This is a genomic window from Winogradskyella sp. MIT101101 (assembly GCF_047126865.1).
Classification (GTDB): Bacteria; Bacteroidota; Bacteroidia; order Flavobacteriales; family Flavobacteriaceae; genus Winogradskyella; species Winogradskyella ouciana.
Genome location: NZ_CP138982.1, coordinates 827,707 through 853,015, shown reverse-complemented (window position 1 = coordinate 853,015; position 25,309 = coordinate 827,707). Strand labels below are relative to the sequence as shown.

Sequence of the window (25,309 nt, the reverse complement as noted above, 5' to 3'; positions counted from 1 at the left end):
TAAATGCGCTTTGATACGTTTTTAAAATCCGTAGTAAAAATAAAACATCTTCAACTTTTGGGCGAACAATCGCACGCAAAAATGTCTCCACCATACCGACTGGAATTAGCTGAAAAAATGAAAGCCAAGCATAAAAATGCTAAAACAGCTGGTGTTATGGCATTGTTTTATCCTAATACAGAGTACGAGACTTATTTGGTGCTCATTTTACGTAAAACGTATAAAGGTGTACATTCTGCACAAGTTGGGTTTCCTGGTGGAAAGTATGAAGAAGTCGATAGGGACATAATGGATACTGCGTTACGCGAAACGGAAGAAGAAGTAGGTGTGCCTGTTTCTGCTGTACAGGTTCTTAAACCCATGTCTCCCTTATATATTCCTCCTAGTAATTTTATGGTTTACCCTCATGTGGCTGTATCTGAAGTAAAATTAGATTTTATAAAACAAGACGAGGAGGTAGAGGATATTATCGAAGTGAATATCGATAGTTTTTTAGATGATGCCAATGTTATAACTACAAGAGTGCCAACTTCTTTTAATGTTGAAGTGGATGTTCCGGCGTTTAAATTAAACGGTCATATTGTTTGGGGAGCAACTGCCATGATGCTTGGTGAAATAAAAGACTTGTTAAAACAAGTTCTATAGCTTGTCTTATTTGTTATTTTTGTAGTCGACTAAAACTGAAACTAATTTATGGGATTATTCAAAAAAAATCCTTTCGGACATATACTTTGGGTAAAAAAATGGCTCATTAGAATCCTTGGTCTTTTAACGCACAGGCGCTTTAGAGGTTTTAATGAACTACAGATTGAAGGCTCGGAAATTATAAAGAACCTACCTGATACCAACGTATTGTTCATATCTAATCACCAGACCTATTTTGCGGATGTTATTGCCATGTTTCATGTGTTTAATGCGAGCTTAAGCGGCCGATTAGATAGCATTAAAAATGTAGGCTATCTCTGGAACCCAAAGCTAAATATGTATTACGTTGCAGCTAAAGAAACCATGAAATCGGGATTGATTCCAAAGATATTTGCTTATACAGGCTCTATTAGTATTGAACGTACGTGGCGTTCTAAGGGCCAGAATGTCAATCGACAGGTAAAGATGAGTGATATCAGTAACATTAAAAAAGCCTTGGATGATGGCTGGGTTGTGACGTTTCCACAAGGAACTACAACACCTTTTAAGCCCATAAGAAAAGGAACTGCACATATCATAAAGCATTACAAACCTATTGTTGTACCCATTGTAATTGACGGTTTTAGACGATCGTTTGATAAAAAAGGACTAAGAATTAAAAAGAAGAATATATTTCAGACTTTTGAAATTAAAGAGCCTTTGGAAATTGATTACGAAAATGAATCCATAGCCGATATTGTTGAAAAGATTGAATATGCCATTGAGCAACATCCTTCATTCTTAAAAGTAATTCCGCAAGAAGAACTAGAGGAAAAAGAAAGATTGAACAAAGAGTTGAGGGATTGGTAAGCCCCTTGATTTTCTTTGTTCTTGCCAATAGTTTTATTTTGTTCTGAATAATTGTCGAATTTGACTCAACAACTCAACCAAAATTACACTTCAAGCTTCTTAAGCTCATCATAATTTCTGTTGAGGCGTTTTAATAGGATACCATAAAGTAACTTATAGAATAGCCAAAACACCAATAAGAATACACCAGTAATTAAAATAGTAACAGCGTAAAGCACCATGGTTTGTGTAGAGTTCATGGATTCAACTTGGTCGTGAAATTCTATATTTTCATTAAATTCAAAATAAAGAGATAGAGGTATAGAGATAAAAATCATCACCAGATTAAAAATCACATAGTACTTAATCACCTTTCTGGTTCTAAGAATACTCTCCATTAATTTTTTTGCACTATCGGTAATGGAAATGGCTTTGTATGATTTGAAAAGTAAATAAATAAACAGTACAATAACAACCAAACTAAGAATAGACAGACCGACAAACAATGGGTTTTCATAACTTGTTTCTAAACGTTCTCTGTATTTTTCAGACAGTAGATAAGGAAGTATATTTACCAATATCCAAAATGCAAATTCTGCAATGCTGATATAAAACAAGGTCTTTACAATAGAAGACGATTTTTTATGCAGCATAGGATAGATGTCCGTATCCGAATAGTTTTTGTAATCGGATTTATCCTTGTTCCAATCCTTCTTTAATAATTCTAACTCATCCATAGTATTACGGATTTAAAATTGTTCTTAATTTCTTTTTTACACGATTCATTTTTACTCGTGCGTTAACTTCAGTTATACCTAAAGTCTGACTTATTTCTCTATAGTCCTTATCTTCTAAATACAGAAAAACAAGGGCCTTTTCAATATCGTTTAATTGATGTACTGCATTATACAAAAGCTTCAATTGCTGTTCTTCAGTATCATCATATTCTTCTGCTTTTATTTTAAACTGTACACTATCAAACTCTTGGGTGTTAATCCTTCGTTTCGATTTTCTATACAGGGTAATAGCTGTGTTCAATCCTACACGATACATCCAGGTACTAAATTTAGAATCTCCTCTAAACTTAGGATATGCTCTCCATAACTGAATGGTTATCTCCTGAAACAAATCGTTATGGGCATCCTTATTGTTGGTGTATAAACGACACACCTTATGTACAATGTTTTGATGCTTTTGCAACTGTTCAACAAAACTATGTTCGAGTTCTTTGTTCAATTGATGAAATTGGTTAGTTATCTATTTGTAGTCGTAACTAAAGTATTGTTACAATATTGTTCAAAAATAAAATTTTGGATTTGCTAATCCTTATCTTTGTAAGAGAAATTAATTGCTTCTCATGAATATTCCTAAGTCAAACCTGCCAAGAATAGTTATCATTGGTGGTGGTTTTGCTGGTGTTAATTTATCTAAAAAACTGGCAAACAAAAATGTACAAGTTGTATTAATAGATAAACATAACTATCATACATTTCAGCCTTTGTTATATCAGGTATCGAGTTCGGGATTGGAACCAGATTCCATTGCATATCCTCTGAGAAAAATCATTAAAAAACATAAAACTTCTTTTTTTAGACTTGCTGAAGTTAAAGAGATAGTGCCAGAGCGAAATGAAATTGTTACGGACATAGGAAACCTAAGTTATGACTATCTCGTCCTCGCAACAGGAACAAAAACCAATTTTTTTGGCAATAAAACTATTGAATCCAATAGTATGCCAATGAAAACTGTCTCCCAGGCCTTGGATATAAGAAGTTTGATTTTGCAAAATTTTGAAAAAGCAGCTATTGCAGATTCTAAGGAAGAACGCCAAGCTTATCTTAATTTCGTTATTGTGGGTGGTGGTCCAACAGGTGTAGAGTTATCAGGTGCCATAGCAGAATTGAAAAATCATATTCTACCTAGGGATTATCACGATCTTAACGCTAACGATATGAGCATTCATCTCATGGAAGGTAATGAGCGTGTACTAAGTGCCATGAGCGAACACGCTTCTAAGAAAGCGGAAGAATTCTTAAGCGCATTGGGTGTAAAAGTACATTGCAAAACTTTCGTTGAAGACTATGATGGCGTAAACGTTACCACAAATTCTGATTTAAAAATGCAGTCCGAAACTCTAATTTGGGCAGCTGGAGTTACGGGAGCGCCCGTAAAAGGTCTAAAGGCAGATGCTCTAATGGAAAAGACCAATCGCTACCATGTTAACCGTTTTAATTTGGTTGAAGGCTATGACAACATTTTTGCCATTGGAGATATTGCCCTAATGGAAACTGAAGCTTTTCCCAATGGTCATCCTCAGGTAGCGCAACCTGCAATTCAACAAGGGACATTATTAGGTAAAAACCTTTTGAATCTCATAAATGGTAAGGAGATGAAACCATTTGTTTATAAGGATAAAGGGTCTATGGCCACAATTGGAAGGAATAAAGCCGTGGTGGATTTAAAGCATTATAAGTTCGGTGGATTTTTTGCTTGGTTTATATGGATGTTTATTCATTTAATGTCTTTAGTCGGGTTTAGAAATCGCGTTATTGTACTGTTCAATTGGTCGTATAACTATATCAATTTTGATAAAGCAGCACGACTAATCATCAGACCTTTTAAGAAATAGATTTTACTTGCTTGGATTGTCCCCTTGAGGAGACTTTAGGGGTGTTTTTAATATTCCCAAGACAATTAAATACTGTGCCAAGGCATAGGTGACCATTATATTAATATTGGAAAGTGGAATGGGCTGATAAAATTTATTTAAAGCCAAAATACTGTCAGAAATCATAAAGAATACAGCACCTATAAATACGAGCTTAAAACTCAAGGTGTTAACCTTACCTTGCCTCAAAAATGCAGATGTTGCCATACCTAGAATAATAAGCATGTAAATGGTAACTGGCAAAAGCATCTCTCCCAAACCGTCCTTCAGCAAATAGAACAATCCTGACGCATATATTAAAAGCATAATAATAAACCCGACGGCAGATTGCTTTTGGTTTCTGTGCTTCAAAAACACTAGGATGTACATAATATGGGCTAACAAAAATGCAATTAAGCCAACAGTAAAAAAATGAGATGATTGATCTACCAACATCAACAACACATCTCCTAACAATGAGAATACTAGTGCGAAGAGCGTTAAACTCTTTATGTTTTTTGAAAGATGTACTGAAGTTTTTACAAAAAGGAAAACCAAACTTATAACAATGGCTGGTTTGGCTATGTAATGAGCTGTTTTCAAGTTTTCTGCATTTCCGGTAATCAATTCAAAAAGAACGATGATAAAAAATAGGATGGAGAATTGTTTTTCTATGTTGGTTAGCTTCATGAGTGGAATTTAGGATAAAAAATTCAATTCATCATTAAAATTTTACAGTTCGGTAAAATGGAATTTTTAGCCTTGTAAAAATGATTGAAGTTTGTTTCATCAATTTATACTGAATTTGTTTCAGTATCAAAAAACGAACTTTTAATCAATCAAAAAATGAATAAATTAATCACCATCATTTGCTTATGTCTCATCAACCTAAGCTATTCTCAAACTACAATTTCAGGAAAGGTAGTGGATCATAAAAACCAACCCATAGTTGGTGCCAATATATATTTAGATGGCACTTACGATGGTGACACATCTAACGACGAAGGCAAATTTGTTTTTACTACAGAAGAAAAAGGAACTCAAACTTTGGTTATTTCCTTTCTATCTTATGAAACCAAAACGATTATTGATGATGTTTCAAAACTATCCAACTTACAAATAATACTAAGGGAAGATGTAGAATCTTTGGATGCTGTTGTTTTAAGTGCTGGTACGTTTGAAGCCAACGATAACAGCAAAGTGTCAGTGTTAAACTCTTTAGATGTGGTGACCACGGCTAGCGCTTTGGGTGACTTTGTAGGCGCCTTACAAACACTGCCAGGAACCACGAATGTAGCGGAAGATGGTCGACTGTTTGTAAGAGGAGGAAATGCGGATGAAACGCAAATATTCATTGATGGTATTAGAGTATTCACGCCATATTCACCAACAACCAATAATATTCCAACACGTGGACGTTATTCGCCGTTTTTGTTTGATGGTATTACGTTTTCTACAGGTGGTTATTCTTCCGAATTTGGTCAGGCTTTATCTAGTGTGTTATTATTAAATACTATTGATGAACCCGATCAGGAAAAAACGGATATTGGTATTATGACCGTTGGTGCAGCTTTGGGTAATACCCAGAAATGGGAAAAATCATCCTTAAGTTTCAATGCAACATATATTAATTTAGCACCTTATTTAGCCGTTTTTAAAGACAGAAATGATTGGGAAACACCATACCAAGGAGCGCAAGGAGAAACCGTGTTTAGACAACGTTTAGAAAACGGGATGCTAAAGTTTTATGCAGCTTTTGATACTTCAAAATTTGAATTGACCCAAGAAGATATCAATCTTGAAAATGGATTGGATTTTAAGTTGAATAACAATAATTTTTATCTCAATACTTCCTATAAAGGTGTTCTTGGAAATGGGTGGACCTTAAGTACAGGTTTGAGCTATACCTATGCCAAAAATGATATAGGAGTAATGACAAGTGATATAGAGGATAGAGAAAACTCAGCTCACATAAAACTAAAGCTAAAGAAACGATTCAGTAGTAGGTTTAAATTGAGTTTTGGTGCTGAGCAGTTTGTGACTGATTTTAATGAAAACTTTAAGGACGGATCCATAGATGAAACTTATGGTTTTAAAAATAACATCACAGCAGGTTTTGCTGAGGCAGATTTAATATTTTCAAGGGATTTGGCTCTTAAAGTCGGTGTGAGAGCAGATCACAGTTCAATATTTAATACTACAGATTTTGCTCCTAGAACAGCTTTAGCATATAAGACATCTAAAAACGGACAGGTTTCATTAGCCTATGGCAACTTTTTTCAAAACCCAAATAGTTCTATTTTAAAGTTTGAAAACGATTTAAATTCGGAAAAAACAACACATTACATTCTTAACTATCAGCACGTTAATGACGGTAAAATATTTAGGGCAGAAGCTTACAGAAAAGATTACGATAATTTAATAAAGTATGATACAGAGTTTACAACTTTTGAAAGTAATTACACCACAAATGGTGATGGCTTTGCTCAAGGTGTCGATATTTTTTGGCGAGACAATACAAGTGTTAAGAATTTAGATTATTGGGTAAGCTATTCTTATTTGGACACAAAACGTAACTATAGGAATTTTGAAACATCTGCCCAGCCTAATTTTGCAACTAATCATAATGTATCTGTTGTTGGAAAGTATTGGATAGATAGCTGGAAAAGCCAAGTAGGATTAGCCTATAGTTATTCATCAGGAAGACCTTATACTAACCCAAATACTGATGAATTTCTCAGGGAGCGCACTAAAGCATTTAATAGTCTAAGTTTTAATTGGGCATATCTTTTAGATCAACAGAAAATTCTATACTTCTCGGTTAATAATGTGTTGGGCTTTAAGAATGTAAACGGTTATCAGTATGCTAATTCACCAGATATGAATGGACAATTTAATAGAAGAGCCTTAAAACCTGCTGCGGATCAGTTTTTCTTTGTCGGTTTCTTCTGGACGATCAGTGAAGACGGGAGCGATAATCAGTTGGATAATTTGTAGAATAGCCATTAGCCATTAGCCATTAGCCATTAGCCATTAGTCGGTCATTATTCGTTAGTTTGTACCAATTACATAGATCACCTTCATACTCAAAAGTGCCAGAAGGTTGCATGCCTATTTTTTTAAGAATGGTATTAGATGCGATATGATTTACATCTGCTGCGGCGCAAATTTCTTTTAGTTTTAAATCATTGAAGCCATAGTCTAGTGATGCTATGGCAGCTTCGGTGGCGTAGCCGTTTCCCCAAAATTCTTCTTTTAATCTATAACCTAAGTCATAATAATCAAACTCTTTGCGCAATTCGCGTTCAAATTTTAATCCAGACCAACCTATAAACTCACCTGTGTCTTTCCTTTCCATGGCCAACCGACCAACTCCAAAATCCTTATACTGTTGTAAAACCCCTTCAATTTTAGATTTGCACTGCTCTATTGAAGTCACAGGATTATTGCCTAGATAGATATGAACTCTTGGGTTTGAGTCCATCTCGTAAAAATTATGCGCATCATTTTTGTTGATGGGTCTTAGGATAAGACGTTTGGTTTCGAGTTTTATATTCAATTTATTATGCTTAGTTAAGGTTTCTAGATTATATATTCCATTTTCCAGAGCCTATGTCTACAACGTGACCGCCAACTTTGATTTGATATTCACTATCAGACTTTGTGCCGTTTAAATATAGCAATGATTTTCTGTTCATTTGAAAGCCTTGTTCAACTATAGCTGAAATATGAGGCGATTCATATTTTAATAAATAAGCCAAAAAACACCCGTTGGCACTGCCAGTTGCGGCATCTTCTATTACTTTTTTTCCTTCTAGACAAAACATCCGTGCATTAAAATTATGGGTCTTATCAAAAGTTTCACTGGTGACGAAAAATAATGAGGTTGACAATTTACTAGGGCTGTTAGTTTTGTGTTTTTGGTGAGTTTTTAGAAAATTTTCAAGATCGTAATCCTTAATATTTAATTGGTTCATAGCCTCTAAATTAATCACAGGAATTATGATGTAAGGTAAGCCAGTGCTTATTTCTACGATGGGTTTTGAGGCATCGATGACATTCTTGTCTATATTTAGTCCTTCAGCAATCGTATTAATTTCATAAGTTTCTATGAATTTTGGCTGTGCTTGGGTCATAGTAAAAAGAGCCTCGTCTATAGAGCCAGTGGTTTCAAGGTCAACATTGATAGTAGCATGTTTTAGTTGAATATTGAGTTTAGGTGTTGGTTGTTTAGTGATGTGTTTTGAAATGACAAAAGCAGTGCCCAAAGTGGGATGTCCTGCAAAAGGCACTTCGTATTCTGGAGTAAAAATCCTAACATCAAAAGTATTTCTATTAAGTTGTTTCTTTATAAAACTAACCTCTGAAAAATTCAACTCTTTAGCAATATTCTGCATGGTATCAGCATTTGCCAAATCATCAAAATCTAGAAATACGGCAAGTTGGTTACCACCATATTTAGTTTTGGTAAATACGTCAACGAGATGATAATCTATAGTAGACATTAATCTTTACTTCCATTTAATATTACAACCCATACTTGGTTTTTGGTCCTTGCTTACAGGTTTGTTGTCCACCAGCGCATCCATTGCTGCTCGTATGTCTTCTCCTGTAACTGGTATACCGTTTCCTGGTCTTGAGTCGTCTAGTTGACCTGCATAGACCAATTCTAATTTATCATCGAACAGAAAGAAATCTGGTGTACATGCTGCATCGTAAGCTTTAGCGACCTCTTGGGTTTGATCATACAGATATGGAAAGATATATTCATTTTCTATGGCATTTTGCTTCATTAAGTGCGGTGCATCCTGTGGGTAATTTTCCACATCGTTACTGCTGATAGCAATACACTTTATGCCTTTTGAGATGTAATCTTTTGCTAATTGTGAAAGCTCAGAGCTCACATGAACCACAAAAGGGCAGTGGTTGCAAATAAACATAACCAATGTACCTGTGGTTCCTTTGAGTTTATCTAATGATTTTACTTGGTCGTCTTTTGTATCAACTAAACTAAAGTCTGGTGCTTTTGTGCCTAGTGGTAACATATTTGATTCTGTCCGTGCCATGGTTTTATATCGATTTAATTCCTTAGTTTTATTGCTTTAAAATTACAAAATTTAATGGGCGATTCTCTTAACAAAATGATAACTTTCGATGACTTTACAAAGGTAGATTTACGTATAGGCACTATAATTGAAGTCAATGATTTCCCTAATGCCAGAAAGCCTGCATATCAGTTGACTATAGACTTTGGTGATTTAGGAGTGAAAAAATCTTCAGCCCAAATTACAACCCAGTACCAAAAAGAGGATTTAGTAAACAGACAAATAGTAGCTGTGATCAACTTTCCCAAAAAACAGATTGCCAATTTTATGAGTGAATGCTTAGTAATGGGAGCTGTAAAAGTGGATGATGTGTTTCTATTGCATCCTGAAACTAGGGTTAAAAATGGTTCGCAAGTGTCTTAATTGAACCGTCATTGCGAAGCCTTTAGGGCTGTGGCAATCTCATTGTAAATAACTAAAATTGAAAAGATTGCCACGTCAATCGTTCATCATTCCTCGCAATAACGTTAAAATTCATCCCTAAAAAAGATAGCATTCATCAACAACTTATTGGTACCATACCAGAAAGCTCTAAAGTTAGTATTATCCGTAAATGCTATGATATTTCCTCTACCAATACCACCTATTTTTAAAGGTACCGACAAGCTAAGGCTGTCTAGGTTTTCTTCAGAAATGTAGCCACTTAATAATGGGTTTTTAGTGTACTGAATTGGGTTGTTATAGCTGTTTTTGTCTGGATTGATAAATATCGTTGTGTTTCTAAACATGGCTAATTTATCATTCTTATAACCAAAGTTGATAGGGTGGGAGCGATCTAACTTGGTTTCAAAAATGGCACCACCAATAACCTGTGCTCCTCTAAAATCACCACGCTGCTCGTAGCTTATATTCTTTGCTGTAACATTGTTGTTTTTCTTAAAATCAATTTTCATTAATTCTTTAGAGTTTAACCAACGCAACGCACTTCTGTAAGCTACTAAAGTACCACCATCTTGAATCCAGCTTTTTAATTTTTTGGTATTGTTGTCATTTAGACCTGAGCGAGAATTTACCATAATGATGGTGTTATATCGACTTAGATCAGCACGTCCAAAACTTTTAGTGTCTAGTTTGGTAGCGACGATGTCGTAGCGTGTATCCAATAGATGCCAAATTTCACCAGCATCGTAAGATGTCATGCCATCACCGACCAATAGTGCAACTTTAGGCAATTCTAAATTTCTAAAATTACGACTTCCAAGGTCTATGCCGTCGTTTAAACCTGTTGAAACCGCGTCAATATTGATATGACTTTCCTTTGCTGCATCATCCAAGAATGTATAAATTTCTGAGCTTGATAAATCCTGATTTTTAGCAGGAATCATTATGGTGCCATAGTCATACGATTTGCCATTAGCCTTAAAAGTTTTAAGGCTCACCTTTGCTCTTAGGCCCTTTTTAAGGATTTCGTTCAGAAGTTTTGGAGCATAGTATTCGTGCCACTCAAACAAATAAGCGTAGTTGCTTTTAGAATTTACCCCACCATTTTTATGAGTTAAATTATTAACTTCAGCTCCTGCATTTGCAGTAGTAGTTTCTGTATAGTCTAAATTAAAAGCCAATGGAAATGTCCAAGCAGAAACATCATAAAACAAACTGTCTTGAAATGTTGTACGCTTTTCAAACATGGCATTGATAAGCCTTGTGTTCTTTTGATTTTTTGGAACCACGTAACTGTAACCTTTTTTGTATGATTTTCCATCTGCTGAAAAATCAGATTTAACGTCGTGGAATTTTATGTTGTGACGCTTCAATATTTCTGCAAGATGATACGTTTTTGCGGCATCCTTTTCATCACCAAATACGATGGCTTTATTGCCTTCTTTTGAAGCTTCGTTCCGTGCATTTTTGAAAAAGTTATGCTGGTACTCTAAAATTTCTTCACGCATATTATTCGCAGCTTCAAGCGTTGATAAGGCTGCGGTAAATTGATTTCTTATGGTAAAGGGAAACGTTAATAAGCCATTCTCACTTTCTTGAATATGACCTCTAGAACTCGCTTGTTCAAATAAGATTCCAATACTACCATTAATATCCGGAAAAGTTGAACCCTTGCCATAATAGAAATCATCAAAGCTTTCTTCAGAATAATACAGCGAACCTATTTTATCGAAAGCTTTTGCATGGTATTCTGCAATGCCTTTGGTTAATTCTTGGTTCATTTTTGGTGTTAATGGATGTGTTCGAGACGGAATACCAGGTTGAAAAAAGAAACTGGAATTGGTACCCATTTCATGATGGTCTGTAAGTATGTTTGGCATCCAATTGTGAAAGGTTTCTATTCTTGCTCTAGATTCTGGTAATTGTACAGGCAACCAATCCCTATTCATATCAAACCAATAGTGATTGGTACGTCCACCAGGCCAAACTTCGCTATATTCTCTATCGTTGGGATCTGGATTTAAATTCATGCTACGATTGGTATTTGCCCAATAGGCAAAACGTTGCAGCCCATCTGGATTAAAAGACGGATCGAACAGAATTACGGTGTTATTGAGTAAGTCATCAATCTTCGGACCTTGTGCAGCGGCTAAATAATAAGCGGCAACCAATGCCGCATTAGAACCGCTCGGTTCATTACCGTGAATGGAAAACCCTTGATAAACTACAATTGGTCTGCTCTCTATATTGGCACTATTATTTTCGGTCGCTTCTAAATGTGCGGTTTGAATAGCGTTGAGATTTTGATGATTTTCTGGAGATGTAATCGTTAATAACAAAAGCGGTCTATCCTCAAAGGTTTTACCTCGGTCTTCAATGGTAATTCTATCAGAAGTATTGGCTAAAGCATACATGTATTGTACTAACTTGTCGTGAGTGATGTGCCATTCGCCCACCTCATGACCAATGATACTTTTTGGTGTTGGAATATTAGAATTGTAACTAACATCTTGTGGCAAATAATATGATAAATCCGTTTGGGATTGAGAAAATAGGGTAGTGGTTGCTAAAAAAAGTAAAAGCGCAATATGTCGCATGTAATATAATGTTGGTTAAAGTCTAAAAATAAAAAAACCCTGACGATAATATCAGGGTTTTTCTATAATTTAACAAAGTAGTTTAAATATCATCGAAGCTAATATCTGTAAAGCTATCTGTGCTTTGAGTATCTTCTGGTGTTTTTGCTTCTTGAGCTACAAAGTCATCTTCGCGTTTAAAGTCTTTTTGATGACGTTCGCTTATAACTTCTTCACCTTTTTCGTTAATAATGTAATCGGTCATTTCTGCCAAAATCTCTCTAAATTCAGAGAAGTCCTCTTTATATAGGTAGATTTTGTGTTTTTTATAATGATAAGATCCATCATCATTTGTAAACTTTTTACTTTCCGTGATAGTTAAGTAGTAATCTCCTGCTTTAGTTGCTCTAACATCAAAGAAATACGTTCGTCTTCCTGCGCGCAATACTTTAGAATATATCTCTTCCTTGTCCATCATTCCATAATCGCTCATAGCTAATCTTTAATTTTTAAATTCAAAATCAAAAATCTAAAAAAAAACCTAACTAACAAACAAATTATTGCATTTCTTTTTCAGAGAGTTGCTTAGTGTAAAGCTCTTTGTAGTAACCATCTGTATTGATAAGTGTTTCGTGGGTTCCGGTCTGTATAACCTTACCATCCTCTAATACGATAATCTTATCCGCATTTTTTGCTGAGGAGACACGATGACTAACAATGATTGTTGTTTTATCTTTAGTCAGTTTTACTAAATTTTTGAGGATTTTCTCTTCAGTTTCTGTATCAACGGCAGATAAACAATCATCAAATAAAAGGATATCTGGCTTTTTAATAATGGCTCGCGCAATAGAAACACGTTGTTTTTGACCACCGGATAATGTAATGCCACGTTCGCCTAAAATAGTCTCATAGCCTTTATTAAACCCAATAATATTTTTGTGTACCCTTGCGTTTTGTGCAGCTTCTATAACTTCTTCATCGGTAGCGTCTTCCTTTCCAAACTTTATATTGTTCTTAATAGTATCTGAAAATAAAAATGCATCTTGTGGTACATAACCAATACTTTCTCTTAAACTGTGAAGGTTAAGTTCTGAAATAATTTTATCATCAACTAAAACTTGCCCTTGGTCGATATCGTAAAGACGACCAATTAAATCTAGAATTGTTGATTTACCAGATCCAGTCTTCCCTAAAATCGCTAAGGTTTCTCCTGAATTTAATTTAAAGCTTACATTTTTCAAAGCTTCAATATTCGTATCAGGATATACAAATGACACATTTTTAAATTCTATATCTCCTTTAATAGGAGTAAGTTCGTTTGCTTTATTTCTAATTTCAGGTTCGGTATTTAAAAACTCATTGATTCGCTCTTGCGAAGCTTCGGCCTGTTGTACCAATGAGGTCACCCAACCGACAATGGCAACTGGCCAGGTTAGCATATTAACATAGATTAAAAATGCTGCTATAGTACCAATGTTCTCAATTTCGCCATTCATGTATTGTGTACCTCCAATATAAACTACGATGAGGTTACTAATTCCTATGAGAAGAATCATCATCGGAAAAAACAAAGCTTGTACCTTAGTTAAATTGATTTGTTTCTGACGATTTTGTGCAGAAAGGTCATCGAATTCTGTATTGGTTTGTGGCTCAATACCGTAGGATTTAATAACTGATATACCACTAAATGTTTCTTGAGTGTACGTTGATAGCGTTGATAATGATTGCTGTACAATCGTACTGCGTTTATTAATCAATTTACTTAATTTATATATAGCAACAGAAAGAATCGGAAGCGGCAGTAAGGTATACATTGTTAATTTGGGCGCCGTATTTACCATATATATAATCGCAACGGTAAATAATGTAATGGTGTTCATGGTGTACATTATGGCTGGGCCGACATACATACGGACTTTACCTACGTCTTCACTAATACGATTCATTAAATCACCTGTTCTATTAGACTTATAAAAGTTTAGTGATAGGATTTGATAATGTTGATAAATCTCATTCTTAAGGTCATATTCAATATGGCGAGAGACGTTTATAATAGTTTGTCGCATCAAAAACGTGAAAATACCAGCAATAACAGCAGCACCAATTAAGTATAAAATGTTGGTCATGAGTTCTGCTCTAAAAACTTCTTCTGTTATTTTTCCTTCCAAACGGTCAGAAACCACATTGATGGAAGCGCCAACTAGCCTTGGTGTAAAAAGCGCAAAAACCTTTGCCACAATGGTAATGATAATGCCGACTATTAATCGGTATCGATACTTAAAAAAGTACTTATTAAGATGCTTTAATGCTTTCATGTTGTATATGGTCAGTCAAAAGTATTACGATAATCTTATTTTGACGTTAATATTTTGCTAATCCTCCAATATTCATTTATTTTTGCTCACTGTTTTTAGATAATCTTCAAATAGCCTTAAATCTTAATTTAAATGACTTCAGATATAATACGCGCTAAAGAGCTTTCAAAGATAGATCCTGTTTTTGGTCAAAACTCTTTTGACGATCACGAGCAAATCGTTTTTTGCAACGACAAAGATACTGGTTTAAAAGCAATTATTGGTATCCATAATACAGTATTGGGACCAGCTCTGGGAGGTACAAGAATGTGGAATTATGCTAATGAGTGGGAAGCCTTAAATGATGTTCTGCGATTATCACGTGGTATGACGTTTAAATCTGCAATTACAGGTTTAAACCTGGGTGGCGGTAAAGCGGTAATTATAGGTGATGCCAAAACACAAAAGACACCAGAATTAATGAGGCGTTTTGGTGAATTTGTACACTCATTGAGCGGTAAATATATCACAGCTGAAGATGTTGGTATGACTACAGATGATATGGATACGGTAAGAGATGTGACACCTTACGTTACAGGTATTTCTGAAAGTAAAGGCGGCGCAGGTAATCCATCACCAATAACAGCGTATGGTGTATTTATGGGAATGAAAGCCGCGGCTAAATTTCAATATGGCTCAGATGTGCTTGAAGATAAGAACGTTTATGTACAAGGTATAGGTCATGTGGGTGAGGCTTTAGTTGAGCATTTAGTTAATGAAGGTGCCAATGTTACCATTGCAGATATTAATCAAGAACGATTGGAAGAAGTGCGTTCTAAATATGGTGCTACGATTTATGGAGGGAGTGATATTTATAGCGAGCCTATGGATATTTATGCACCGTGTGCTCTAGGAGCAACTATAAATGACGAGACCATTAACAAAATACAAGCTAAGATAATTGCAGGAGCAGCAAATAATCAGCTTGCAGAAGAAAATAAGCACGGTAAAATATTGCAAGAACGTGGTATCGTATATGCACCAGATTTTTTAATTAACGCTGGTGGCATAATTAATGTTTATGCAGAATTGGAAGATTACGATAAGCAGGAGATAATGCGTAAGACTGAAAATATTTTTAATACAACCTTAGAGATTTTAGATAATGCCAAAGTGAATAATATAACTACACATACGGCAGCTTTGAATATCGCACGAGAGCGTATTGAAACCCGTAAAAGAGAAAACTCTAAATAATTTTTTTCAGAGTTAAATAATAGTATTTTTGCAAGGTGAATCTCAATAGGTTCACCTTTTTTAATAATCCAACAAAAAGTAGTTCTTTACATATGCTAAACAGAAGACACATCAGAATAAAAGTAATGCAATCCTTGTACGCTTTTAAAGGCACTGAAAGTGATGATCTTGCAAAAGACGAAAAATTTTTACTGCATAGTTTAGATAGTATGTATGATTTGTACCTTTCTATTTTAGCCTTGCTTACAGAGCTGAATAAAAAAAGTAAGGATTACAACGAAAAACTTCAAAAGAAACTTTTAGGTTCAGATACTGATAGAAATCCAAACACCAAATTACAAGACAATCAGTTATTGCAATTTATAAGCAGTAATGCTATGCTGCAAGATGTTTTAAAAAAGAGAAAACTTAATTATTGGGACTTGGATTTTGAATATGTAGATATTCTGTTCAAAGAGATTATTAAGAGTGATCTTTATAAAAATTATATCAACGATACAGAGGAATCCTTTAAAAACGATAAACAATTTATTTTGGATGTTTATTCTGAAGTCATTGCACCAAACGATAAGCTCTATGATTACTTTGAAGATAAAAAACTGACTTGGGTAGATGATCTTCCTGTAGTAAACACAGTCATCTTAAAAATATTGAGAAAAGTAAAACTGACATCGCCAGAAACCATATTAATGCCCAACCTCTATAAGGATGACGATGATAAGGAATTTGCAAAAGACTTACTCAAAAAAACAATCTTAAACGATTCAAAATTTGCAGAAGAAATTGCAGCTAAAACCACCAATTGGGATAGTGAGCGTTTGGCAAGTGTAGATGGTGTATTGCTTAAAATGGCGCTTTGCGAATTTCAAAAATTCCCTTCCATTCCGTACAAAGTAACCATCAATGAGTATCTAGAGATTGCCAAAGAATATTCTACACCAAAAAGTAGTTTATTCATCAATGGCATTTTGGATAAAATTGTAAAAGAATATCAGGCAGACAAGCTTCATCTTAAAGCAGGTAGAGGGTTAATGTAGTATATATTGTGCAATAAATTTTTTCAGCCAGATGTTAAGGTCAGCCTAAAAATTTTAATTCGTTGAAATAATTACTACCTTTGCCAGCTGTAAATTAGAATATAATTAATTAAAATATAAATAATGAAAAAGGTAATCTTAGGACTTAGTGCATTATGTATGGTGGCTTTTACTTCTTGTAAAGATGATGCTGCTAGTAAAATTAAATCTGAAAATGTAGCTGTTGCTGCAGAAAGAGATGCAAATGCTGGTGATTTTCCAGTATTGAAAATGGACAAAATGGAGCATGATTTTGGAACGATCATGAACGGAACTCCTGTTGAAACTATTTTTAAATACACCAACACAGGTAATTCAATGTTAGTAGTAAGTAACATTAAGAGTACTTGTGGTTGTACAGTACCATCTAATTACACTAAAGAAGTTGCACCAGGTGAGACGGGTCAGTTTACTGTAAAGTTTAATGGTAAAGGTAACGGAAAGGTTTCTAAATCTTTAACAATGACTACAAATACCGAAAAAGGTACAGAAGTTGTTAAGATTACAGCGATGGTAGAGCAAGATCCAAATGCTCCACAGAAAACTCCTAGTAAGACAGCAGTTAACCCATTGTCTACAACTCCTCAAAAGACGTCTACGCAACCAGGTCACGAAGGTCATAACCACAATTAATAACTAGTTAATGGAAGGATTAGGATCTTTTTTACCATTTATAGCCATCTTCGCCGTGATGTATTTCTTTATGATTGCACCACAAATGAAGCGCGCCAAGCAAGAAAAGAAATTTGCTAGCGAATTAAAGCGAGGTGATCGTGTGATTACCAAAAGCGGAATGCACGGTAAGGTTGTAGAGTTAAACGATAAAGATAGCAGCTGTGTTATAGAAACCATGGCAGGTAAAATAAAGTTTGACCGTTCTGCAATCTCAATGGAAATGAGTAAAAAACTAAACGCACCAGCTACTGTAAAGTAAGCTGATAGCATATAAAATATAAGAAGCCACTTGAAAGAGTGGCTTTTTTTGTGCCTTAAAAAAAAGTATAGGGTAAACTGAGTTCGAGGTGTCTTAAGTATATAAGCCAATTACGGTTACGATTAAATCTAAAACCTTGAATTATGAAATTGATAAAGAAAATAGTATTTGTATTTATTTGCCTTATGCCACTTATAGGTTGGCCTCAAAACTCAGATGAAAAAAGTAATGATGTAGAAAAAGAAGAGGAGGAAACAAAAACTGATAAAAAATCTTATTACACAAAAAGAGGAGAAGAAGATGCAAAGTTTGAACAGCAGTTTAATGCTGAAAGCGATAAGAAAGAAAAGGAATTTTGGAAAGAACAAAAAGCCTACGAAAAGGATTTAAAAAAGAGAGATAAAAAAGCTTATAAAGCATATAAAAGAGGAAAACAGGATGCTTACAAGGAGCATTACCGCCATTGTGACCATCATTGCCATCATAGTGAGTATTACTATAATCATGCGTCGTATTATTATCATGGGTACCATAATCATTATTATTATGAAAGGCAACCTCGCTATAGGCGAACAGGAATTAGAGTAAAAACCCCAAGTGTTAGGATAGGTTTTTAGTTTAAGGTTGATTAATTGAGGAACATGCCGTTCAAATTTTTGAGCGGCTTGTTTATTTATTGGTTGCTGAGCGAAGTCGAAGCACTAGCAGTTTTTATACTTATCATTCAAACCAACACCTTCTATTATCATAGGCGTGATTTTTTCGATGCGATTTATTTTAGTTGCATCTCTTTTGGCTTCAGAAATATACTCGCAATACTCTCTTTGTTTGCCAGGAGTTAAAGTTTTAAAAGCAGTATTCAATTCTGAATTGGACCTAAACACAGTATCTAGCTCATCAGGAATTACAACAGTCTTAGTAACTCTTTTGGGTTTTATTTCCTTACCGGCACGTTGATTTGCTATAGACTCTTTAACATAAGCCAAAACCACAGCGTCATTAATATCATCTATTGACATAAAACGCATTTGTCTTAAGGCTTTAGTTTTGTTTTCTTGTGCATTGATAAGTAAGTTATGCTCATCCTTTAGAAATACTCCATTATGAAACCACAGGCAGAAATGATTTTTAAATGCACCTAGGCCTAACACGTTTTTACCATTAAGGCAATAGGTTGGCATACTCCATTTAACCGTTTCGGTTAATTCTGTTTTGAGTATAATATTTCGCAATCGTGTTAAGGCTTCTGCCCAAGTAGGATTGAGCTCTACATATTCTTCAACGGAGAGGACTTTTTTCATAAATCTAACTTATATATAGTTATGGAGCAACTAAATTAAAAAACAAAACACAAAATTTTAAATTGAAAAATAATATTCATTCAGTAAACAGTTTAAATTGATAAACAACCTAGTTTTTTTGTATTTCATCGAAAAACCTTACAGAAAAAACTTTAACATAATTTTTTGATTAATTTTAAAGGTCTTTATAATCAGGCGATTGGTTAATAGCAAAACAATTAAGCGCCAACTTTACTATAAAAGCAGTTACCACTGGTATACTGCAATTTATTATTTATTTAATTAATTCTAGTCCTATGATGTTGTGGTTAGCTATAACCAATAACATTTTATTCAATGACTGAAAAAATTACCTTCGAGGCCCCACCCAAAAAGAATTATTTTTCAATTTTTAAAAAGTTCGATGACCATCCAATTCCCAAAGGTGTGAAGCATTTAATGCTTGTATTTTTGTTTTCTTTTAGTATGCTAGGGTTTGCACAAACAACTCCTCCTTTAGATGATGTATTATTTGCTGATAACTGTGATGAGATGACAGATACTACAATTTCATATGATGGAGCTAGTCAGAGTGTGTTATGGATAGCACTAGACTATTCAGCAGACTGTAACGATATAACTATAGATACGGAAGGCAGTACCATTGATACAGAAATTGGTCTATTTGATGAATTCGGAGGCCTTATTGCTAATGATGACGATGGTGGAACTGGGTTATTGAGTTCTTTAACAATAAACGAATTGCCTTCAGGGACTTATTATATTGCTACTGGTGGTTTTAATATGGTTTTTGAGCTTTCTGATTTTACAGTAACCTCTTCGTCTACATCTGTAGGACAGATCACTGTAAATGTTACGACAGGTTCAGAACCAGGCTCAGGCTCAGGTTCTGCACCAGCTAACGACCTTTTTGCAGATGCTATTGCAGTTTCTTGTGGTGATACAGTATTAGGTACAACTATTGATGCTACTTTAGATGAAGCTGATGCTCCAGATGGTGCTGACACATTTGCTGATCCAGATAGTCCATGGGTATGGTACTCATTTACAGGAACTACAGCTGGAGAAACAGTAACACTTTCTACGTGTAATGCTGGTTCTGATTTTGATACGGAGATTTTTGTATACACTGGTACTTCTGGTGCTTTAACAAGTGTAGATGAAGGATACGATGAGTGTGGTTCACCAGATTTCTTTGCTGAGACTTCGTTTGAATCCGATGGATCTACGACATATTATATCGCTATAGGCGGATGGAATGTTGGAGATGTTGGTAACTTTGAGTTAAGTGTAACTTGTGAGGCACCACCAGCGTGTGTACCACCAACCATAGACAGTGCAGTCGTCTCAGAAGACTTTTGTGACCCAGATGACGGTAGTGGAACGTTTAACGTAATTGTTGAGGTTTCAGATCTTGGTGATTCATCACCAATGTTCGATGATGGTACTTTACAAACCGCAGTTGCACTAGGAACTAATGTTTTAGGTCCTTATGACAGTGGTACAAACGTTACAATAAATATTGATACAGCTGATGATGCTTGCGATTCTAGCTTAGGTGACTTTACATATACCTGTCCTCCACCAGTACCAGATAACGATGGTTGTGCAGGAGCCCTAACATTAGAATGTGGTGTAACTATAACCGGTAACAATGAAAATGCGACAGCTTCGGGTCTCGATGCTGAGTGTAACGGATTCGCGTCCTCAAGTGCATTGGATTTGTTCTACACATTTGAAGCAGATGGGCTGAGCAGTTATACGGTTGGTCTAGACGATGTAGATGGAGGTTCATCTTTTGATGGAGTACTATTTGTTTACTCTGGTCCATGCGACGACCTTACAAGTATAGGCTGTAGTGACAGTGGTAGCCCGGAGGAAGTGACTTTAGATACGCCAGCAGCGGGAACTTATACGGTAAGAATTTTCGATTACTTCGGTACCGGTGACTTTACGTTAGATTTAACATGTGTGGCACCACCAGCCTGTGTTGGACCAACTATAGATAGTGCAGTTGTCTCAGAAGACTTTTGCGACCCAGATGACGGTAGCGGATCGTTCAACGTAATTGTTGAGGTTTCAGATCTTGGAAATTCATCACCAATGTTCGATGATGGCACTTTACAAACCGCAGTAGCACTAGGAACTAATGTTTTAGGACCTTATGACAGTGGTACAAGTGTTACCATTAGTATAGACGCAGCAGACGACGATTGCGATTCTAGCTTAGGCGAATTCACATTCACATGTCCTCAACCAGCACCAGCTAACGATCTTTTCGCAGACGCTATAGCAGTTGCTTGTGATGATACGGTATTGGGTACAACTATTAATGCTACTTTAGATGAAGCTGATGCTCCAGATGGTGCTGACACATTTGCTGATCCAGATAGTCCATGGGTATGGTACTCATTTACAGGAACTACAGCTGGAGAAACAGTAACACTTTCTACGTGTAATGCTGGTTCTGATTTTGATACGGAGATTTTTGTATACACTGGTACTTCAGGTGCTTTAACTAGCGTAGATGAAGGTTACGATGAGTGTGGTTCACCAGATTTCTTTGCTGAAACGTCGTTTGAATCCGATGGATCCACTACGTATTATATCGCTATAGGTGGATGGAATGTTGGAGATGTTGGTAACTTTGAGTTAAGTATTACTTGTGAGGCACCAGTTAATACACCACCTACAATTTTAGGTGATCAAACTATAACAGTTTCTGTAGAAGAAAATACAACTGACGTCACAGATGTTGATGCTGTAGATGCAGAAGATGATTTGGCTGGTATAGATTTAACATATTCTATATCAACAACAGATGGTGTAGATGGAGCTTTATTCAACATAGACGCTACAACAGGAGAGGTTTCCTTTATAAATCCACCAGATTTTGAAAACCCTATGGATTTTGGAGGTAATAACGGTTATAACCTTAGAGTTATAGTAACAGATTCCGGAGGTTTAGAAGATTTTCAGAATATAACAGTATTGGTAACCGATGTTGATGAAACACCAACACCAGATAATGATTTATTCGCAGATGCTATAGCAGTTGCTTGTGATGATACAGTATTTGGTACAACAATAGGAGCTACTTTAGATGAAGCTGACGCTCCAGATGGTGCTGACACATTTGCTGATCCAGATAGTCCATGGGTATGGTACTCATTTACAGGAACTACAGCCGGAGAAACAGTAACACTATCTACGTGTAATGCTGGTTCTGATTTTGATACAGAGATTTTTGTATACACTGGTACTTCAGGTGCTTTAACAAGCGTAGATGAAGGATACGATGAGTGTGGTTCACCAGATTTCTTTGCTGAGACTTCGTTTGAATCCGATGGATCTACGACATATTACATCGCTATAGGCGGATGGAATGCTGGAGACGTTGGTAACTTTGAGTTAAGTATTACTTGTGAGGCACCGCCAGCGTGTGTAGGTCCAACAATTACTAGTGCTGATGTAGATGAGACATGTAACTCAGAGGGTTCTGGTACCTTCGACGTTGTTATTGAGGTATCCGATCTTGGAAATTCCTCACCAATGTTCGACGATGGTACAACACAGACAGCTGTAACTCTTGGTACAAATGTTCTAGGTCCTTATGATAGTGGACAAAATGTTACCATAAACATAGATACAACAGACGATGCATGTGATGCTTCTTTAGGAGACTTTACATTTACATGTCCTGTAGAAGGTCCAGAAAATGATAACTGCGAAGATGCAGAACCAATAGACTGTGGAGATACAGTATCTGGTTCTACAGAAAATGCTACCAATTCAGGCGGTAATGGTTCACCAGACGTTTACTACGAACTTGCAGGTACTGAAGCAGGTACAGAAGTAACGGTTAGTCTTTGCGGCTCGTCTTTCGATACGTATATTGGTATCCTGGATGCTTGTGATGGATCACAATTATTTGACAATGATGATTCTTGTGGACTTCAGTCTGAGGTGACGTTTACATCAGATGGTGCAACAACGTATTTAATAAGAGTTGAAGGGTTTGCTTCGGCTTCTGGTGCTTACAATTTAGCGATAAGCTGTGAGGAACCACAGCCAGCACCAGACAATGATTTATTCGAAGACGCTATAGCAATTGCTTGTGATGATACAGTATTAGGTACAACAATAGGAGCTACTTTAGATGAAGCTGATGCTCCAGATAGTCCTGACACATTTGCTGATCCAGATAGTCCATGGGTATGGTACTCATTTACAGGAACTACAGCTGGAGAAATAGTAACACTTTCTACGTGTAATGCTGGTTCTGATTTTGATACAGAGATTTTTGTATACACTGGTACTTCAGGTGCTTTAACTAGCGTAGCTGAAGGATACGATGAGTGTGGTTCACCAGATTTCTTTGCTGAGACTTCGTTTGAATCCGATGGATCTACGACATATTATATCGCTATAGGTGGATGGAATGTTGGAGATGTTGGTAACTTTGAGTTAAGTGTTACTTGTGAGACACCAGATCCATGTGATTTACCACTTGAAGATTATTTCTGGACCGGAGCTGTCAGTACCGATTGGACAGAACCAGGAAACTGGGCTGGTGGTATTGCGCCAGGCTTATCAGTATACGGAAACGTGTATATTATAGGAGGTGCACCAAACTATCCTGTTTTAACTCAAAATCTCTATGTAGCTGAATGTTCAAATGTGATTTGTGACCCAGGTACTTCAATAACTGTAAAACCAAACGTTGAACTGACTAACGATGGTATTGTTGATAATTTTAATAACGGAGCTGTTGTATTTGAATCTGATGAAACAGGTTCTGCCTACATAGGTATGGGAATGGGTACCTTCAACGGTGATTATACCGTCGAGCGTTATATACCAGCGAAAAGAGCATACCGTCAATTGGCATCGCCAGTATTTACATCTGAGCCAATTTCAGAAAACTGGCAACAGGATACGCATATTACAGGTCCTGCAGGTAATACGGATGGCTTTGATGTGACGCAGACAGGTAACCCATCAGCGTATATATTCAATAATGATTCTTATTTATATGAAGAATTGGCAAATACCAATGCTACAGGTCTTATGCCAGGTACCATGTATCATATTTTAATAAGAGGTGACAGAAATACTGATTTAACAAATAATGATGCACCGCCTTCAGTGACCACGTTGCGTGCAACAGGGGCATTAGATACTGAAAACGTCGGAGGTTACACCGTATCGGTAAATGTACCAGAGCAACGCTTTGTGGCCTTTGGTAATCCATTCCAGTCACAGGTAGATATGAGTGATGTAGTCAGCTTGTCTACTAATATTGACAATGTATTCTATTGGGTATGGGATCCTACATTAGGAACTAGAGGTGCCTATACCGCAGTATTTACAGACGGTAGTGGTGCGTCATCACCAGATACGGATGCGAATCAATTTTTACAGGCAGGACAAGCCGCTTGGGTATATACCTCTGGAGCTGGTCTTTCTGAAGTGGAAATTGATCAATCTGCTAAAGATAACTCTCAGGTTGAAACTGATATTTTCAGAAATGGAAGTACGGCAGATCAAGGACAATTGCGCTTATCACTATACGAGAGCGGTACATTGGCCAACGGTGGGACCGCTACAGATGCTGTGTTAGTGTTATTTGATAGTAATGGCAATAATGGCGTTGATGCTTATGATGCCGTTAACATTACAAATCTCGATGAGAATTTTGCAACCAATAATGATGGTGTCTTATTGAGTATTGAGAATAGAGCAACACCAGTAGATGAGGATGAGATTCCGTTAGAAATCAATACCTATAGAAGTACCAACTACACTATAGTAGCACAAGGTACAGCTATACAGGGAGCTACGGCGTTCTTATACGATGCTTACTTAAATGTACATACGGAGATACCGGCAACAGGTATAGTAAACTACGATTACACAGTTGATTCTAGTTTACCAGGTACTGTTGCAAATAATCGATTTAAAATAGTATTTTCAAATTCTGTTTTATCAATTGATGATTTAAATATCGCTAATGTACTCATGTATCCTAACCCAACTAATCTTGGTAAGTTCTACTTAAATGTTCCTTTAGGAATGGATGATCTAGAAGTTACTATCTATGATGTGTTAGGTGTAGAATTATACAACAATACAGGATTTAACAGTGGTATGGAAATCACTATAGACCTTGGAGCAGAATTTAGCATGGGTACGTATTTTGTACACTTAAATTCTCAAGGTAAAACAGTAACCAAGAAGTTAATTATTAATTAATAAAACAAAC

General features: G+C 35.9%; 21 protein-coding genes. 11 read left to right on the top strand and 10 right to left on the bottom strand.

The window, feature by feature from the left end; all coding sequences use genetic code 11:
• Positions 1–3 precede the first annotated feature (3 nt).
• Both SIB89_RS03940 and SIB89_RS03935 read left to right on the top strand, forming a co-directional pair.
• On the top strand, positions 4–645 hold the full coding sequence (locus tag SIB89_RS03940; RefSeq protein ID WP_412561241.1) for an NUDIX hydrolase: 642 nt from the start codon (positions 4–6) through the stop codon (positions 643–645).
• 48 nt (positions 646–693) lie between these two features.
• Complete coding sequence (locus SIB89_RS03935) at positions 694–1,494, top strand: lysophospholipid acyltransferase family protein (protein WP_155089762.1); 801 nt, start codon at positions 694–696, stop codon at positions 1,492–1,494.
• 83 nt (positions 1,495–1,577) lie between these two features.
• Here SIB89_RS03935 and SIB89_RS03930 read toward each other — a convergent pair whose 3' ends face one another.
• Both SIB89_RS03930 and SIB89_RS03925 read right to left on the bottom strand, forming a co-directional pair.
• Positions 1,578–2,210, bottom strand: a complete 633-nt coding sequence (locus SIB89_RS03930) for a hypothetical protein (protein ID WP_412561240.1) — start codon at positions 2,208–2,210, stop codon at positions 1,578–1,580.
• Positions 2,211–2,214: 4 nt separating this feature from the next.
• Positions 2,215–2,709 (bottom strand): RNA polymerase sigma factor, encoded by a 495-nt coding sequence (locus tag SIB89_RS03925; RefSeq protein WP_155089764.1) that lies wholly within the window; start codon positions 2,707–2,709, stop codon positions 2,215–2,217.
• 121 nt (positions 2,710–2,830) lie between these two features.
• On the opposite strand from SIB89_RS03925, the gene SIB89_RS03920 reads away from it, so the two are divergent.
• Positions 2,831–4,102 (top strand): NAD(P)/FAD-dependent oxidoreductase, encoded by a 1,272-nt coding sequence (locus SIB89_RS03920; RefSeq protein WP_412561239.1) that lies wholly within the window; start codon positions 2,831–2,833, stop codon positions 4,100–4,102.
• Between the two features lie 3 nt (positions 4,103–4,105).
• On the opposite strand, the gene SIB89_RS03915 is transcribed toward SIB89_RS03920, so the two are convergent.
• Positions 4,106–4,810 carry a lysoplasmalogenase gene (locus SIB89_RS03915; protein ID WP_412561238.1) on the bottom strand — a complete coding sequence of 235 codons (705 nt, stop codon included), beginning with the start codon at positions 4,808–4,810 and terminating at the stop codon, positions 4,106–4,108.
• Positions 4,811–4,966: 156 nt separating this feature from the next.
• Here SIB89_RS03915 and SIB89_RS03910 point away from each other — a divergent pair, with 156 nt between their 5' ends.
• Positions 4,967–7,117, top strand: a complete 2,151-nt coding sequence (locus SIB89_RS03910) for a TonB-dependent receptor (protein ID WP_412561237.1) — start codon at positions 4,967–4,969, stop codon at positions 7,115–7,117.
• Between the two features lie 22 nt (positions 7,118–7,139).
• Here SIB89_RS03910 and SIB89_RS03905 read toward each other — a convergent pair whose 3' ends face one another.
• Genes SIB89_RS03905 through SIB89_RS03895 form a run of 3 tightly spaced genes read right to left on the bottom strand, consistent with a single transcriptional unit; the run spans position 7,140 to position 9,186 of the window.
• Positions 7,140–7,679: a GNAT family N-acetyltransferase gene (locus SIB89_RS03905; RefSeq protein ID WP_412561236.1), complete on the bottom strand. Its 540-nt coding sequence runs from the start codon at positions 7,677–7,679 to the stop codon at positions 7,140–7,142.
• Positions 7,680–7,707: 28 nt separating this feature from the next.
• Entirely contained in the window at positions 7,708–8,625 is a 918-nt protein-coding gene (locus SIB89_RS03900; RefSeq protein WP_412561235.1) for a PhzF family phenazine biosynthesis protein, read from the bottom strand.
• 6 nt (positions 8,626–8,631) lie between these two features.
• On the bottom strand, positions 8,632–9,186 hold the full coding sequence (locus SIB89_RS03895; protein WP_155089771.1) for a thioredoxin family protein: 555 nt from the start codon (positions 9,184–9,186) through the stop codon (positions 8,632–8,634).
• Between the two features lie 54 nt (positions 9,187–9,240).
• On the opposite strand from SIB89_RS03895, the gene SIB89_RS03890 reads away from it, so the two are divergent.
• Entirely contained in the window at positions 9,241–9,588 is a 348-nt protein-coding gene (locus SIB89_RS03890; RefSeq protein ID WP_412561234.1) for a tRNA-binding protein, read from the top strand.
• A gap of 104 nt (positions 9,589–9,692) precedes the next feature.
• Here SIB89_RS03890 and SIB89_RS03885 read toward each other — a convergent pair whose 3' ends face one another.
• The 3 genes from SIB89_RS03885 to SIB89_RS03875 form a co-directional block, all read right to left on the bottom strand.
• A complete protein-coding gene (locus tag SIB89_RS03885; protein ID WP_412561233.1) occupies positions 9,693–12,203 on the bottom strand; it encodes a M14 family zinc carboxypeptidase in 2,511 nt (836 codons plus the stop codon).
• A gap of 82 nt (positions 12,204–12,285) precedes the next feature.
• Positions 12,286–12,675 (bottom strand): PUR family DNA/RNA-binding protein, encoded by a 390-nt coding sequence (locus SIB89_RS03880; RefSeq protein WP_273292829.1) that lies wholly within the window; start codon positions 12,673–12,675, stop codon positions 12,286–12,288.
• 64 nt (positions 12,676–12,739) lie between these two features.
• Positions 12,740–14,497 carry an ABC transporter ATP-binding protein gene (locus SIB89_RS03875; protein ID WP_412561232.1) on the bottom strand — a complete coding sequence of 586 codons (1,758 nt, stop codon included), beginning with the start codon at positions 14,495–14,497 and terminating at the stop codon, positions 12,740–12,742.
• Between the two features lie 132 nt (positions 14,498–14,629).
• On the opposite strand from SIB89_RS03875, the gene SIB89_RS03870 reads away from it, so the two are divergent.
• The 5 genes from SIB89_RS03870 to SIB89_RS03850 all read left to right on the top strand — a co-directional run bounded on the left by SIB89_RS03870 (position 14,630) and on the right by SIB89_RS03850 (position 18,360).
• Entirely contained in the window at positions 14,630–15,733 is a 1,104-nt protein-coding gene (locus SIB89_RS03870; RefSeq protein ID WP_155089776.1) for a Glu/Leu/Phe/Val family dehydrogenase, read from the top strand.
• A gap of 92 nt (positions 15,734–15,825) precedes the next feature.
• Complete coding sequence (gene nusB, locus SIB89_RS03865) at positions 15,826–16,770, top strand: transcription antitermination factor NusB (RefSeq protein ID WP_273292825.1); 945 nt, start codon at positions 15,826–15,828, stop codon at positions 16,768–16,770.
• A gap of 123 nt (positions 16,771–16,893) precedes the next feature.
• On the top strand, positions 16,894–17,442 hold the full coding sequence (locus SIB89_RS03860) for a DUF1573 domain-containing protein (protein ID WP_155089777.1): 549 nt from the start codon (positions 16,894–16,896) through the stop codon (positions 17,440–17,442).
• A gap of 10 nt (positions 17,443–17,452) precedes the next feature.
• Positions 17,453–17,743 carry a preprotein translocase subunit YajC gene (gene yajC / locus SIB89_RS03855; RefSeq protein ID WP_155089778.1) on the top strand — a complete coding sequence of 97 codons (291 nt, stop codon included), beginning with the start codon at positions 17,453–17,455 and terminating at the stop codon, positions 17,741–17,743.
• 143 nt (positions 17,744–17,886) lie between these two features.
• Positions 17,887–18,360: a hypothetical protein gene (locus SIB89_RS03850; protein WP_412561231.1), complete on the top strand. Its 474-nt coding sequence runs from the start codon at positions 17,887–17,889 to the stop codon at positions 18,358–18,360.
• Between the two features lie 84 nt (positions 18,361–18,444).
• On the opposite strand, the gene SIB89_RS03845 is transcribed toward SIB89_RS03850, so the two are convergent.
• Positions 18,445–19,044 carry a YdeI/OmpD-associated family protein gene (locus SIB89_RS03845; protein WP_412561230.1) on the bottom strand — a complete coding sequence of 200 codons (600 nt, stop codon included), beginning with the start codon at positions 19,042–19,044 and terminating at the stop codon, positions 18,445–18,447.
• A 336-nt stretch (positions 19,045–19,380) separates the two neighbouring features.
• On the opposite strand from SIB89_RS03845, the gene SIB89_RS03840 reads away from it, so the two are divergent.
• On the top strand, positions 19,381–25,299 hold the full coding sequence (locus SIB89_RS03840) for a T9SS type A sorting domain-containing protein (RefSeq protein WP_412561229.1): 5,919 nt from the start codon (positions 19,381–19,383) through the stop codon (positions 25,297–25,299).
• The last annotated feature ends 10 nt before the right edge of the window (positions 25,300–25,309 follow it).

Excerpts from the sequence above, each read along its gene's own strand:
- SIB89_RS03940 (WP_412561241.1), top strand. The coding sequence starts at position 4 with ATGCGCTTTGATACGTTTTTAAAATCCGTAGTAAAAATAAAACATCTT.
- SIB89_RS03935 (WP_155089762.1), top strand. The coding sequence starts at position 694 with ATGGGATTATTCAAAAAAAATCCTTTCGGACATATACTTTGGGTAAAA.
- SIB89_RS03930 (WP_412561240.1), bottom strand. The coding sequence starts at position 2,210 with ATGGATGAGTTAGAATTATTAAAGAAGGATTGGAACAAGGATAAATCC.
- SIB89_RS03920 (WP_412561239.1), top strand. The coding sequence starts at position 2,831 with ATGAATATTCCTAAGTCAAACCTGCCAAGAATAGTTATCATTGGTGGT.
- SIB89_RS03915 (WP_412561238.1), bottom strand. The coding sequence starts at position 4,810 with ATGAAGCTAACCAACATAGAAAAACAATTCTCCATCCTATTTTTTATC.
- SIB89_RS03910 (WP_412561237.1), top strand. The coding sequence starts at position 4,967 with ATGAATAAATTAATCACCATCATTTGCTTATGTCTCATCAACCTAAGC.
- SIB89_RS03900 (WP_412561235.1), bottom strand. The coding sequence starts at position 8,625 with ATGTCTACTATAGATTATCATCTCGTTGACGTATTTACCAAAACTAAA.
- SIB89_RS03895 (WP_155089771.1), bottom strand. The coding sequence starts at position 9,186 with ATGGCACGGACAGAATCAAATATGTTACCACTAGGCACAAAAGCACCA.
- SIB89_RS03890 (WP_412561234.1), top strand. The coding sequence starts at position 9,241 with ATGGGCGATTCTCTTAACAAAATGATAACTTTCGATGACTTTACAAAG.
- SIB89_RS03885 (WP_412561233.1), bottom strand. The coding sequence starts at position 12,203 with ATGCGACATATTGCGCTTTTACTTTTTTTAGCAACCACTACCCTATTT.
- SIB89_RS03880 (WP_273292829.1), bottom strand. The coding sequence starts at position 12,675 with ATGAGCGATTATGGAATGATGGACAAGGAAGAGATATATTCTAAAGTA.
- SIB89_RS03875 (WP_412561232.1), bottom strand. The coding sequence starts at position 14,497 with ATGAAAGCATTAAAGCATCTTAATAAGTACTTTTTTAAGTATCGATAC.
- SIB89_RS03870 (WP_155089776.1), top strand. The coding sequence starts at position 14,630 with ATGACTTCAGATATAATACGCGCTAAAGAGCTTTCAAAGATAGATCCT.
- nusB (WP_273292825.1), top strand. The coding sequence starts at position 15,826 with ATGCTAAACAGAAGACACATCAGAATAAAAGTAATGCAATCCTTGTAC.
- SIB89_RS03860 (WP_155089777.1), top strand. The coding sequence starts at position 16,894 with ATGAAAAAGGTAATCTTAGGACTTAGTGCATTATGTATGGTGGCTTTT.
- yajC (WP_155089778.1), top strand. The coding sequence starts at position 17,453 with ATGGAAGGATTAGGATCTTTTTTACCATTTATAGCCATCTTCGCCGTG.
- SIB89_RS03850 (WP_412561231.1), top strand. The coding sequence starts at position 17,887 with ATGAAATTGATAAAGAAAATAGTATTTGTATTTATTTGCCTTATGCCA.
- SIB89_RS03845 (WP_412561230.1), bottom strand. The coding sequence starts at position 19,044 with ATGAAAAAAGTCCTCTCCGTTGAAGAATATGTAGAGCTCAATCCTACT.
- SIB89_RS03840 (WP_412561229.1), top strand. The coding sequence starts at position 19,381 with ATGACTGAAAAAATTACCTTCGAGGCCCCACCCAAAAAGAATTATTTT.